We start from the raw sequence: 12817 nt of genomic DNA, 5'->3' as shown, positions 1-12817 counted from the left end.
TGAGAGCGGCGCCGCGGTGAGGGCCGCGGCTAGGGCGGGGATGGGCCGGCCCGAGGGAGACGGGCCGGCCCGGCTGTCAGGCTGGGGTCAGGCGGATCGCCGTCCAGGAGACCGGGGGCAGGGAGGCGTGGAGTTCGCCGTCCTCGACCCATGCGGTCTCGTTCGGGCGGGGGACGACCCGGTCGGGGTGCTGCTCGGTGTTGGTGGCGGTCAAGACGTCGTCGGCCAGGGTCCAGGACTCCGCCACGCGGAAGGCGCGGCCGAAGCCGGCCACCGCGACCGCGAGGTCGGCCGGGTCGGTGAGCGAGCGGTTCACCACGAAGACGGTCACGTCGCCGGTAGTGTCGTCGTGGGTGGCGACGGCGTCGAGCGTGGGCACGTCGCCGAAGCGGGCCGTCGAATGGAGCGGCGCGCGCATCTCGACCCGGAGGACCTCGCCGCGGGCCAGCCGGGACGTCAGCGCGAACGGGTGGAAGATCGTCTGCCGCCAGGCCGGCCCACCCGGCTCGGAGCGGATCGGGGCGATCACGTTCACCAGCTGGGCCTGGCAGGCGGCGGTCACCCGGTCGCTGTGCCGCAGCAGCGAGATCAGCAGGCTGCCGACCACCACCGCGTCGGCCACGTTGTACTGGTCCTCGATGACGCGCGGCGCGATCGGCCACTCCGACGTCTGCCGGGTCGCCTCGAATCGTTTCTGGTACCAGACGTTCCATTCGTCGAACGAGATCTGGAGTTTCTTGCGGCTCTTCAGCCGCGCTCCGACGCTGTCGGCGGTCGCGACCACGCTGTTCACGAAGTGGTCCATGTCGACGGCGGAGGCCAGGAAACTTTCCAGGTCGCCGTCGATCGGCTCGTAATAGGCGTGCGCCGAGATGTAGTCGACCTCGTCGTACGCGATCTCGAGGACCTGCGACTCCCACGAGGCGAACGTCGGCATCGACGAGTGGGAGCTCCCGCACGCGATGAGCTCGAGCCCCGGTTCGGCAGCCCGCAGGGCCCGAGCAGTTTCGACCGCCAATCGCCCGTACTCGATGGGGGTCTTGTGTCCTGTCTGCCACGGGCCGTCCATCTCGTTGCCGAGGCAGAACATCCGGACCGCGTAGGGTTTGTCGGACCCGTTGGATCGGCGTTGGTCGGACAGGCGCGTGCCGGACGGGTGATTGAGGTACTCGTGCACGTCGAGCGCCTCCTGCACGCCGCGGGTGCCGAGGTTCATCGCATACATGACCTCGACGTCCGCCTTCTCCGCCCAGCGCATGAACTCGTCGACGCCAACCTCGTTGGTCTCGAGGCTGTGCCAGGCGAGATCGCGCCGCACCGGACGGTCGGCGACCGGGCCGACGCCGTCCTCCCAGCGATAACCGGACACGAAATTTCCGCCGGGGTAGCGCACCATCGACACGCCCAGCTCGCGGGTCAGCGCCAGCACGTCCTGCCGGAAACCGTCGGCGTCGGCGGTCGGGTGGGACGGCTCGTAGATGCCGGTGTAGACGCAGCGGCCCATGTGCTCGACGAACGAGCCGAAGGTGCGGCGGGAGACCGGCGCGATCGTGAAGGCGGGGTCGAGGCGGAAAGTTGCGTGCAGCACGGGACTCCCATTACTTGAGGCTGCCGACCGACAACCCGCCCTGCCAGTACTTCTGCAGAGTCAGGAAGGCGATGATCAGCGGGATGATCGACACGAGCGAGCCGATGATGATCAGGTTCCACAGCGACTGGCCGCCGCCGTTGTTCGAGCTGGCCAGCTGCGACCACAGGCCGATGCCGACGGTCAGCGGGTAGAGCTTCGAGCTGGACAGCATGGTCAGCGGCAGGAAGAAGTTGTTCCAGGTGGCGACGATCGACAGCAGCAGCACGGTCACCACGCCGGGCCGCATGAGCGGCAGCGCCACCCGCCAGAAGGTTCGCAACTCGCCGGCGCCGTCGATGCGGGCCGCGTCGAGCAGCTCGTCGGGGACGGACGCTCCCGCGTACACCCGCATGAGATAGACCGCGAACGGGCTGAGCAGCGACGGCAGGATCACGGCCCAGATGGTGTCGACCAGGCCCACTTTCGACATCATCACGAAAGTCGGGATGACGAGAGCGGTCAGCGGCACCATCACCGAGCCCAGCACCAGCGCGAAGACGATGTTGCGGCCGCGGAAGGAAAATTTCGCGAAACCGTAGCCGGCCAGCACCGAGATGACCGTGCAGCCGATCCCGCCGGCGAAGGCGTAGAGCGCGGAGTTGCCGAGCCAGCGCAGATATTCACCGTTGTTGAAGGTGAACAGGTCGTGCAGGTTGTCGAATAGGTGGAAACCGTTGAACCACAGCGCGCCGGTCCCCGCGAACAATCCCTCGGCGTTCTTCGTGCTGGCCACCACGAGCCACCACGCGGGAATGAGGAAATAGCAGCACAGGGCCAGCAGGAGCAGCTTCGCCCAGACATGACGCGGTCTGTTCACGTGAAGAGGCTCCCTCGCTTGCGGGTGACGACCATGAAGATCGCCACGGCCACGAACACCACGAAACCGAGCGCGAAAGAAATCGCCGACGCGTAGTTGAACTGCGCGTAGTTGAAGGCCAGCTCGTACGCGTAGATGTTCGGGGTGAAGTCGGGCGTGATCGAGCCGTTCGCGATCGGGCGCAGGATCTGCGGCTCGGAGAAGAACTGCAGCGTGCCGATCAGCGAGAAGACCAGGATCAGCGCGAGCGCCGAGCCGACCATCGGCACCTTGACCCGGAACGCGATCTGCCGCGCCGAGGCGCCGTCGATGCGGGCGGCCTCGTAGATCGACGAGTCGATGCCCTTGAGCGCGGCGTAGATGATGATCATGTAATAGCCGGCCCATTGCCAGGTCACCACGTTGAGCAGGCCGTAGTAGACGTTGCCCTGGCTGAGCAGGAACGGCGCCCGCACGTCGAAGAACGAGGAGATCTGCTCGATCGGGCCGAACGTCGGACTGTAAAGGAAGCCCCACATCAGCGCGCCGAGGACGACCGGAATCGCGTACGGAAGGAAAATCACCAAGCGCGAGAATCGCGCGATGCGTCCGGTGATCTCGTCGAGCAGCAGCGCCGCGGCGAGCGCCACGATGATCTGCAGCGGGATCACCACGACGCTGAACCGCAGCACGAACCACAGCCCCTTGCGGAACGACGGGTCCTCGAAGGCGCGGGTGTAATTGTCGAACCCGGCGAACGTCGTGCCCGTGGCGAGGCCTTTGGTCCAAAGACTCAAATATCCCGCGTACGCCAGCGGCGCGATCAGAAACGCAGCGAACACCACCAGGAACGGAAGGATGAAAAGCCAGCCCTTGTTCTGGTGACGTCGGCCGGATCTTCTTGCCGGAGCCGCGACGGCCACGGAAGTGCCGGCGCTGACCGGCGTTTCGACTGCCATTTCGTGCACTCCTTCGAGCCGGGCGGCGTTCGTCGAGAACGCCGCCCGGCCTCGCCGATCAGTGAACCGTGAAGCCCTGGGTCTTGGCGTACTGGACGATCTGGTTGTGCAGGTCGGTCGCGGCCTGCGTACCCGTCGTCTGCCCGTTGTTGATCTTTGCGATCTGCGCCTGGAGCTGGGCGTAGTAGTAGACGGTGAACGGGCTGTAGACGGCGCCCTTGTAGGCGTTCTCGGCCGGCACGTAGATGTCCTTGTTCACGGTCTGCCCGTTGAAGAACTCGACCTTGGCGTTGACGAACTCGTCGGACTTGAGCACGCCCTGGTTGAGCGGGAAGATCGTCTGCGTCTTCCAGCCGTCGGTCAGCGACGCGTCATCCGCGTAGAGCCCGAGCGCAACTTTCGCGGCTGCGGCCTTGTCGGAAGCCTGCGACGTGACTGCGAAAGCCGAACCGCCCCAGTTCACCGAGATCGGGCTGTTCACGTCCCACTGCGGCAGCGGCGCGACGGCGAACTTGCCCTTGTCCTTGCCGGCGCCGACACCCGCGCCGGTCAGGTAGCCGGGCGCCCACGCCGCCGAGACGTAGGTGGCGTACTTGCCGCCCACCATGCCGGCGATGTAGTCGGTCGTGAACTGGTCCTCCTTGCCGACCAGCCCCTGCTTCGACAGGTTGCCCCAGTAGTCGAGCACGTCCTTGGTGGCCTGGTCGTCGAGCTTGACCGTGATGTTCTGCTTGTCCGACAGGTCGTAGACGAACGGCTGCGCGCCCTTCTGGATCATCAGGGCGGTGGTCACGGCCGGCACGTTGCTGCCGAAGTCGCCGAAGACCGGGCCGCCGGCGTCCTTGACCTTCTTGGCGTCGGCGGCGTACTCGTCCCACGTCTTCGGCGGCGTCTTGATGCCGTACTTCTCGAAGACGTCGGTGCGGTAGATCAGCGCCATCGGGCCGCCGTCGACCGGGGCGGCGAAGACCTTGTCGCCCTGGGAGACGTCCTTCCAGGCGCCCTCGGAGAAGTTCTTCTTGACGTCGTTCGCCCCGAATGGCGCGAGGTCGACCAGCGCGTCCTGGATCTCGAAGCCGACGAGCTGATCGGCCTCGAGCATGATGACATCGGGCGCGCCCTTCTTGGCCGAGATCGCGGTCTGGAACTTCGCGTACTCGGGCTGGCCCTGCCCGGCGTTGGTCCAGCACACCTGCACGTCGGTGTTCTGGTTGTTGAAGTTGTCGACGACCTTGGCCATGTTCGGGTACCAGGCCCAGACCAGGACCCGCTTGGCGTCCTCGTGGACGATCTTGTTGGTGCAGTTGGTGGGCTTGGCCGCGGTGCCGCCGCTGCCGCCGTCGTCGTCCCCGCCGCCACAGGCGGCCAGGCCGAGCGTCAGGACGAGGGGGATGGTGGCGGAAAGTCCTATCTTGAACCGCATTTCCTGGCCTCCTGGATCAGGCGGCGCGTCCCTCTCCTCGGACATTTCGGGCAGCACGAATTACGGGCTGTGATGTCCAGCTCGGAGGGGGACGCGCTATCTGGGGGTGGATGCCGAGGGGAGGGGGAGCTCACCACTCGTCGGTGATGTGTGATGTAAGTTCCGTTTGCAGCGCTGCAAAGGACTATGCCTCGGCCGTTCGGCTCTGGCAAGAGGCAACGTCTCGGAAATACTTTCGTGACGCGGGCAACAAAATTCGGGGAGGCTCTCGTTGAAAGAAACCACGCTGCGTGATGTCGCTGAGCTGGCCGGCGTCTCCCCGCGCACGGTCTCCAACGTGGTCAACGGCTACGCCAAGGTCACCGACTCCACGCGCGCCAAGGTGGAGGCGGCCATCGCCGAGCTCGGCTACCGGCCCAACGTGCTCGCGCGCAACCTCGCCACCGGACGCTCCGGCCAGATCGTCGTGGTCGTGCCCTATCTGGACACGCCGTACTTCGCCGAGCTGCTGCAGGCGATCATCCCGGCCGCGCGCAAGCTCGGCTACAACGTGCTCATCGACCAGACCGACGGCGACCGCGAGCACGAGGGGGAGCTGATCGGCCGCGGCTCACGCCGCTTCCTCTTCGACGGCATGATCATCAGCCCGCTGGGCCTGGCTCAGGAGGATCTTTCCGTACGCGATCCCGACCTCCCTCTGGTCGTGCTGGGCGAGCGCCGCTCCGACGGCAGCTTCGACCATGTCGGGATCGACGACGTGGCGGCCTCGACCGAGGCGGTGTCGCACCTGATCCAGATCGGTCGCCGGCGCATCGCCGCGATCGGTGACCAGCCGTACCCCACGGGCGAGGCCGCACAACTGCGCACGAAAGGTTTCCGGGCCGCGCACGAAACCGCCGGCCTGGCCGTCGACGAGTCGCTGATCATCGGGACCGCCCGCTTCAACCGGGTCGACGGCGCCACCGCGATGGCCGCGCTGCTCGACCGGGCCGACCCGCCCGACGCGGTGTTCTGCTACAGCGACCTGGTCGCCTCCGGCGCCATCCACACCGTTCTCGGCCGCGGGCTGCGGGTGCCCGAGGACGTCGCGATCATCGGCTACGACGACATCGAGGACGGCCGGTACAGCCAGCCCACGATCAGCACCATCTCGCCGGACAAGAAGGCGATCGCGCAACTGGCGGTGGATCGCCTGGTCATGCGCATCGGCAGCGCGGCGCCGGTGCCGGGCGTGGAGCTCAAGGTGGCGCACGAGCTCATCCCGCGGGAGAGCACTATCGGACATTGATCTTCACTCGGCCGTTCGGCCGGTCCCGCCGCTGGCGCGCAACCCCTACCTTGAGGGCGACAAAAGATCCATCGCGTCTCTTGTGGAGCGAGATGACCACGGTCACCGCTGTCTTCGGCGGCATCGTCTGCGCCCTGCTCATCGTCGTGGTCGCCGTGCTGGTGGCCACCTACAACAAGCTCGTCCGGCTGCGCAACCAGGCGAACGCCTCCTGGGCGCAGATCGACGTCCAGCTCAAGCGCCGTTACGACCTCATTCCCAACCTCGTCGAGACCGTCCGGGGCTACGCGGCGCACGAGCGGGGCACGCTCGAGGCGGTCGTCGCCGCGCGTGGCAACGCCATGACGGCCGCTCAGGGCGCCGGCCCCGCCTCGCGGGCGGTGGCGGAGGGCGAGCTGACCTCGGCCCTCGGCCGGCTCTTCGCGGTCGCGGAGGCCTATCCGCAGCTCAAGGCCAACGAAAATTTCTCCGCCCTGCAGGCGGAGCTTTCCACGACCGAAGACAAGATCGCGTACGCGCGGCAGTTCTTCAACAGCGCGGTCCAGTCCTACAACAACGCGGTCCAGACGGTGCCGACCAACATCGTCGCGGGGCTCACCGGCTTCCGGTCGCGCGAGTTCTACCAGGCCTCGGGCGACGAGCGCGGTCCCGTCCGGGTGCAGTTCTGAACCGATGACCGACCTGGTTGTGGCGGCCGCGGCCGTCGGTTTCTGGGTGCTCGTGTACGCGTTCTGCCGCCTGCTGACCCGCCCGGCGTCACCCGCGGCCGCGCCCGCCACGATGGAGCTCGGCGCCGAGTCGCCGGCGCTGGTCAGCCTGCTGGTCAACCGGTGGACGCTGACCGAGGACGCGGCCGAGTCGACGCTGCTCGACCTGGCGGCGCGCCGCTATTTCGAGCTGCGCCAGCCCGGCGACGACCCGATGCAGACGACGGTCCATCTGAGTGCTTCGCCGCCGGCTTCGAGCGATCTTTCCCCGTACGAGTCGCAGGTGCTCGAACGAATCCGGGGGCTGGCCGTCGACGGGGTCGTGCCGATCACCGCTCTCACTTTCCGTGACGCCTCCGAGTCGACGAGCTGGAACAAGCGGCTGCGACAGTCCGTGTTCGCCGAGGCGCGCGCGGCCGGGCTGTCCCGGCGGCGGATCAGCAAGACCATGTCGACGCTGCTGTCGCTGCTCGCCGCCGGGGTGGGCGTCGCGGTCGGGTTCGCGGCGCTGCACTACGGGTTCGGCAAGGCCGAGGACGATCAGCCGCCGGCCTTCGCGTTCGGCTTCTTCACTTTCGTGGCGCTGAGCGCGCTCGGGGCGAGGTCGCTCGGCGAACGGGACACTCCCGCCGGCCGGGCCGCGGCGGCGCGCTGGCTGGGCGTCCGCGACTGGCTGCGCGGCCACGATCAATTCGCCTCGCTGCCGCCGTCGGCCGTGGCGGTCTGGGACAGGTACCTCGCCTACGGCGCCGCGGTCGGCGTCACCCGGCTCGCGAGCGCGGTACTCGACCTCGAGATGGGCGACAAGCGGCTGGTCTGGTCGTCGTTCGGCGGGACGTGGCACCGGGTGCGCGTGCGGTATCCGAGTTTCTGGCCCCGCTACGGCGCGAAACTTTCGCATCTGCTGGTGCGCGCGTTCGCGTACCTGATCGCCGGTGGTTTGATCTTGAGGTTCCTGGGGTCGCTGGACTATCTCGCGGCGCCCGCTGTCCTGCTGCTCGTGCTGGGCGCCTATGTGCTGGTCCGGGCGCTGCTGGATCTCGCCCTCACGCGGGAGATCACCGGCGAGGTGCTGTGGCGGGAGTCCTGGAAGACCAAGAAGCAGGACAACTCCGACGACTCGTATATCACCTGGCTGTATCACCTGGCCGTCGACGACGGGTCGGGGGACCGCACCACGGCCTGGGGGCTGCCCGCCGAGCTGGACGCCGCCGGCCGCGACGGCGACACGGTGACCATCACGGTCCGTCCCTGGTCCCGCCGCATCACCAAGATCGTCACCGTTGGTCACGGCCGATCGCGGGAGATCATCGACACGGTCAGTGAGGAGGAGACCGGCTCGTTGTCGCTGACGATGATGCCGGCCGTCGCTGCGCCGCTCTTCTCCGACGAAACTGTCGCGCAACTTGTCGGACGGGCGGTGGTCTCGTCGCCGCTGCCGCTGGGGCTGCAGTACAACGCCGCCGACACCGGGAAGCCGATGGTGCTGGTGCAGTCGCTTTCCGGGCTGCCGGGGAAAGTCGCGTGGCGGGCCAACCAGCGCGGTCAGCAGATGCCCGACGGGTCGTTCGTCGCGGGTGATCGGGCGGCGTTCCGGCACGGTGAGACGACCTATGTGGTCACTCTGATGGGGGAGGGGCGCGCCGGGCGGGCCCACCTGCCGTGGCTGGTGGCCCAGGCGCGCTGACGATCCATCCATCCCCGGGAATGTAAGTTGATGCCGCCCGCATCGTTCCCGAGGAGATCATCGTGTCCACTTCGCCGGCCGTCGCCGCGTCCGTCGCCGCGTCCGTCGCCGCGTCCGTCGCCGCGTCCGTCGCCGCGTCCGCCGCCACGTTTTCCGCCCGTGAGCGCTGGGTCATGCTGGTGGCGAGCGCATGGTTGGTCACCGGCCTTCAGCTCGACGCGTACGCGCACGCCACCACACCCGAGCTGGAAACTTTCTGGACGCCCTGGCACGCGGTGCTCTACTCCGGCATCGCCGCCTCCGGCCTGACCCTGGTGTGGCTGCTGCGCCCGCGCCTGCCGCGCATCCCGACCTACGAGAGCGTGCTCGCCCTGCCGAACGCGCTGCGCGTCCCCATCCTCGGGATGGCTTTCCTGCTGGTCGGTGGCGGCATCGACACGCTGTGGCACAACGTCTTCGGCATCGAACAGGGCCTCGAGATCTTCGTGAGCCCGAGCCACGAGCTCATCATCCTCGGCATGGTGCTCGTGGCCGTCGGCCCCGCGCTGATGACCACGGCCGCCAAGCTGAACTTCGCCGACGGCACCCTGGTGACGGTCTCGGCCCTGCTCACGGTCCTGCCCCTGCACATCTACTCGCTGCACGCCAACGTCCTGGGCACGATCTTTTTCGGCCACGGCGAGGACCCCGTACGCATCTACTCCACCGACGCCCAGATCTTCCACGGCTACGTCTTCACCACGGCGCTCCTGCTCCTGCCGATCATCCTGATCGGCCGCCGCTGGCCGCTCCCGCCCGGCGTCCCCACGGTCCTGGTGGCCGTGCCCACGCTGGCCATGCACCTGATGTTCCTCTCCGACGAGCCGTGGTGGATGTCGCTCACCATCGCCGCGGCCGCCGCCGGCACCGAGCTGGTGATCCGCGTGGTTGCCCCGCTGATCCCGGCGTCGCCGTCCACCGCGTGGCTGTTGCTGGGCTTGGTAGCGCCCCCGCTGGTGTGGGGCACCCTGTTCGTCGTGGCCGACGTGCAGGTAGGCGTCGGCTGGAACGTCCACGTGGTCAGCGGCCTGCTCACCTACGTCTCCCTGACGGGCGCCGCCACAATCCTGGTGGCGCGCAACGTGCGTCCGCCCGCTCACGCCTTCGCCGAGCCACCCTCCGCCGCACCCCAGCCTTCCGGCGCCCTCGCCGTTTCCCCGCCGGCCGCCCCTTCGCCCGCGTCGCCCACTGGGTCCGCCGCCTCGCCGGCCGCTCCCGCTTCCGCATCCCCCGCCGCCTCGCCCTCCATGCCGGGGGCTTCGTCGAGCTCCGACCTCACCGCTTCGTGACTCTCTTCCGTCGTTCCGCTCTGTTGTTCCTGCTGGCCGGGACGGTCGTGGCCGGTTGGGCGTCGCCGGCGCTGGCCCACGCCGGCGGCCTGGTCGCCACCGACGCCCGCAGCCGGGTGGTGTCCCTGTCCCCGCAGGTGCCCGGCCTGTCGGTGACCACCATCGAGGACGGCGCCAAGCTCCGCCTGGTCAACGGCACCTCCGCGCCGGTGGCAGTCCCGCCCGGCGGCGGCCCTGCCACTCCCACAGTGATCCCGGCCGGCCGCACCTCGATGTGGCCCGACACCCGCACCTCACCGGTAGGCAAAACGGTCGCTCCCGGCGAATCCCAGACCTGGTCCCTGACCCTGGACGTCGCCGGCGTCCCGATCACCGTCACGGGCGTCCTCGAAGGCCACAAACCACCCCTCTTCGCGCCGTGGTGGGCAGCAACCCTCGCGCTGGCCGTGGCCGTCCCGGTCCTCTGCCGCCGCGCCCGCCGTCCCGACCTGCTCCTGGCCGCCGCCGCCCTGACAGCCATGGCCGCCTCGATAGCCCACGTCCTCGGCTCGACGATGGAGGTGGCCTCGGCCCCCATGCTCGGCACGTTCGTGAACGCGGCCGGCATCAACCTTCTGGCCTGGCCCCTGATCCTCGGAGGGGCGCTGGCCGCCGTCCGAGGCCGACCGGCGGGGCTGTTGGCGGCCTGCGCCGGCGCCGCCCTCACGGCAGTCTTCGTCCTCCCCGACGTAACCTCCTTCCACCGAGCGGTGCTCCCGTTCGCCGGCCCCGACACGCTGGAGCGGGTCCTGGTGCTCCTGGCCCTGTCCTGCGGCGCCGGCACGGCCGTGGCCGGCGCCTCAGTCCTGCGCACCCTGGCCGCCGCCGAGCCAACCCCCACCGGAGACCCCGCATGACTTCCGGCCGCCGCCCCGAGCTCGCAGGTCCTGACGCGACACTCGCCCGCCGCGCCGCTCTCGTCGGTCTCCGCATGTGCCTTGGCCGCCGGACCGGACTCCTCCGCCCCGGCGCGCTCGCACTGGTCGCCGCGGCGGCCCTGGTCGCGGGATGCGGCCACACCGAGTCCCCAGCCGTCTCGGACTGCGCCTCGGACGTGCCGGGCGCGGTGCTGGTCACCTCCGACGTGCGCAACGGCCAGGCCTCCCCGGCACCCCACCGGGTGCTGATCCCGGAGGGCAGCACCGTCCGGGTGCAGGTCACCACGGACAAGGTCGTCCAGATCCACATCCACGGCTACGACCTCGAATACGACGCCGCCCCCGACACGCCCGGCTGCGTGTCCTTCGTGGCCGACCGCGCCGGCCTCTTCGACGTCGAAGCCCACCCCGACACCCTGCTGCTGCAGCTAGAGGTCCGGTGACCCTGCCACCCGCCGTCGTCGCCCCGTCGCCAGGCGGCTCAGCCGACTTCCTGATCCCGCTGGCCCACGGCGTAGGCCAGTCGACCGACCTGCCTCTCCCGCTGGACCTCGTCCTCCAGGCCGGCGCGGCCACGGTGGTCCTCTCCTTCCTGGCCTCGGCCCTGCTGTGGCGCCGCCCCCGCCTGACCCACCCCACCGAACGTCACCCCCGCTCCACCTGGTGGCGCCGCCCGCTGCAGCTCCTCGTGCTGGCGATCTCCCTCTACCTGACCGCCGCCGCCCTCTTCGGCCCGCGCGACCACAACCCGGCGGCCCACGCCCTCTTCGTCTGGCTCTGGGTAGGCCTCATCCCGCTGAGCGTCCTGTTCGGCCCCGTCTGGCGAGCACTCAACCCGATCCGCACGCTCGCCCGGCTCCTGCGCTTCCCCGCGCCTGCGCAGAGTGCCGCTCCCGCATCCACCCTCGGCCCTGCGCCTACACCCGGTCCGGCGCCCGCCCGCGCGTCGTCCGGTCCAGAGCCCGCCCACGCGTCGTCCGGTCCAGAGCCCGCCCACGCGTCGTCCGGTCCAGAGCCCGCCCACGCGTCGTCCGGTCCGGTGCCCACCCAGGCGTCGTCCGGACCAGCGCCCGCGCCATTCGTCCCTGCGGCCGTGCCCGTCTCAGCCCTCACCGGCCCGCCTGGCTCAGTGTCCGCGCCGGTCTTCGCTGCGCCGGTTCCCAAGACCGCCGCCGGCGGCACGGCTCCCGCGGCCGATCAACCGTGGGCGGCCGCGGCCGGGCTGCTCGCCTTCGTCTGGCTGGAGCTTGCCGCGCCGGGCCGGACCAACCCGCTCGTGATCGGGCTCTGCATCGCCGGATACGCGGTCGTCCACCTGGCGCTCACCGCCCGCCACGGCGCGAACTGGCCGGCCCGCGGCGACTTCCTCGAGGTCTACTCCGATCTCGCCGGGCGCCTCAGCCCACTGCGGTGGCGACCGCCGCTCTCCGGCCTGGCCGCGGATCACCCGGCCGGCGCGGCACGGGCCGCCTTCCTCGCGATCTGGTGGGGGTCGACCATTTTCGACAGCGCGTCCGGCTCGCCGGCATGGGCCGGCTTCGTGCAGCGGGCGGGCCAGCCCCTGCTGTGGTCGACGGCGGGACTGGTGGCCGTCTGCGGGATCGTCTTCATCGCCGTCTGCCGGCTGCCCGGCCGACTGGACGTGACCAACTCGCTGATCCCCATCGCGGTCGGCTACACGCTCGCGCACTACCTCACGCTGCTCCTCGTGGAGGGTCCGCGCGGCGCGCTGCTCCTCGTGCAGCAGTGGGGGATCGCCGATGGCGCGACCTGGGATGTCGTCCCCGACCCGCACGTGGTCTCGATCCTCCAGGTGGCCCTCATCCTGGCCGGCCACATGCTTGGCGTCCTCGCCGCCCACGACATGGCTCTCGCCGACAACCCCGGCCGCCCGCCCTTGGCCGTGCTGGCCGACGAGCTGCCCGTGGTCCTGTTCATGATCTTCTGCACGTGGGCGGGGCTGTTCCTCCTCTTCGTCCGCTGATCCACAAGCCAGGGATCCTTCCGATTCGGCCTGATGTGGACACGGCTACCTAGCGTGACCGAGAGGGTCCGGCAGTGACTGATTTCCGACGCGCGGCA

The 12817-nt window shown here is 69.5% G+C and carries 11 protein-coding genes; 7 read left to right on the top strand and 4 right to left on the bottom strand.

The features are described 5' to 3' along the window. Positions 1–76: 76 nt before the first annotated feature. The 4 genes from ACQPZX_RS29725 to ACQPZX_RS29710 are packed head-to-tail and all read right to left on the bottom strand — an operon-like array spanning position 77 to position 4808. Positions 77–1588, bottom strand: a complete 1512-nt coding sequence (locus tag ACQPZX_RS29725; protein WP_433362093.1) for an alpha-N-arabinofuranosidase — start codon at positions 1586–1588, stop codon at positions 77–79. Between the two features lie 10 nt (positions 1589–1598). Further along, positions 1599–2447: a carbohydrate ABC transporter permease gene (locus tag ACQPZX_RS29720; RefSeq protein WP_433362090.1), complete on the bottom strand. Its 849-nt coding sequence runs from the start codon at positions 2445–2447 to the stop codon at positions 1599–1601. Then, positions 2444–3385: a carbohydrate ABC transporter permease gene (locus ACQPZX_RS29715; protein ID WP_433362087.1), complete on the bottom strand. Its 942-nt coding sequence runs from the start codon at positions 3383–3385 to the stop codon at positions 2444–2446. The genes ACQPZX_RS29720 and ACQPZX_RS29715 overlap by 4 nt, the downstream gene beginning before the upstream one ends. Positions 3386–3443: 58 nt before the next feature. After that, positions 3444–4808: an extracellular solute-binding protein gene (locus ACQPZX_RS29710; RefSeq protein WP_433362084.1), complete on the bottom strand. Its 1365-nt coding sequence runs from the start codon at positions 4806–4808 to the stop codon at positions 3444–3446. 271 nt (positions 4809–5079) lie between these two features. Between ACQPZX_RS29710 and ACQPZX_RS29705 the strand changes: the two genes are divergently transcribed. From ACQPZX_RS29705 to ACQPZX_RS29675, 7 genes are all read left to right on the top strand, one after another. Continuing rightward, a complete protein-coding gene (locus ACQPZX_RS29705; protein ID WP_433362081.1) occupies positions 5080–6096 on the top strand; it encodes a LacI family DNA-binding transcriptional regulator in 1017 nt (338 codons plus the stop codon). A gap of 92 nt (positions 6097–6188) precedes the next feature. Beyond that, positions 6189–6764, top strand: a complete 576-nt coding sequence (locus ACQPZX_RS29700; protein ID WP_433362078.1) for a LemA family protein — start codon at positions 6189–6191, stop codon at positions 6762–6764. 4 nt (positions 6765–6768) lie between these two features. Next, complete coding sequence (locus ACQPZX_RS29695; RefSeq protein ID WP_433362075.1) at positions 6769–8490, top strand: DUF2207 family protein; 1722 nt, start codon at positions 6769–6771, stop codon at positions 8488–8490. Between the two features lie 62 nt (positions 8491–8552). Beyond that, positions 8553–9818, top strand: coding sequence for a hypothetical protein (locus tag ACQPZX_RS29690; protein WP_433362072.1), 1266 nt, complete (start codon positions 8553–8555; stop codon positions 9816–9818). Next, on the top strand, positions 9815–10714 hold the full coding sequence (locus ACQPZX_RS29685) for a hypothetical protein (protein WP_433362070.1): 900 nt from the start codon (positions 9815–9817) through the stop codon (positions 10712–10714). Before ACQPZX_RS29690 ends, ACQPZX_RS29685 begins: the two co-directional genes overlap by 4 nt. Then, on the top strand, positions 10711–11178 hold the full coding sequence (locus ACQPZX_RS29680; RefSeq protein ID WP_433362067.1) for a hypothetical protein: 468 nt from the start codon (positions 10711–10713) through the stop codon (positions 11176–11178). The genes ACQPZX_RS29685 and ACQPZX_RS29680 overlap by 4 nt, the downstream gene beginning before the upstream one ends. Then, positions 11175–12719: a hypothetical protein gene (locus tag ACQPZX_RS29675; protein ID WP_433362064.1), complete on the top strand. Its 1545-nt coding sequence runs from the start codon at positions 11175–11177 to the stop codon at positions 12717–12719. The genes ACQPZX_RS29680 and ACQPZX_RS29675 overlap by 4 nt, the downstream gene beginning before the upstream one ends. Positions 12720–12817 lie beyond the last annotated feature (98 nt).

Origin of the sequence: Actinoplanes sp. CA-142083, assembly GCF_050942195.1 — a bacterium.
GTDB lineage: Bacteria > Actinomycetota > Actinomycetes > Mycobacteriales > Micromonosporaceae > Actinoplanes.
Note: the sequence above shows the minus strand (reverse complement) of the source record. Positions and strands in the feature narration are given on the sequence as shown.

Excerpts from the sequence above, each read along its gene's own strand:
- ACQPZX_RS29715 (WP_433362087.1), bottom strand. The coding sequence starts at position 3,385 with ATGGCAGTCGAAACGCCGGTCAGCGCCGGCACTTCCGTGGCCGTCGCG.
- ACQPZX_RS29710 (WP_433362084.1), bottom strand. The coding sequence starts at position 4,808 with ATGCGGTTCAAGATAGGACTTTCCGCCACCATCCCCCTCGTCCTGACG.
- ACQPZX_RS29700 (WP_433362078.1), top strand. The coding sequence starts at position 6,189 with ATGACCACGGTCACCGCTGTCTTCGGCGGCATCGTCTGCGCCCTGCTC.
- ACQPZX_RS29695 (WP_433362075.1), top strand. The coding sequence starts at position 6,769 with ATGACCGACCTGGTTGTGGCGGCCGCGGCCGTCGGTTTCTGGGTGCTC.
- ACQPZX_RS29680 (WP_433362067.1), top strand. The coding sequence starts at position 10,711 with ATGACTTCCGGCCGCCGCCCCGAGCTCGCAGGTCCTGACGCGACACTC.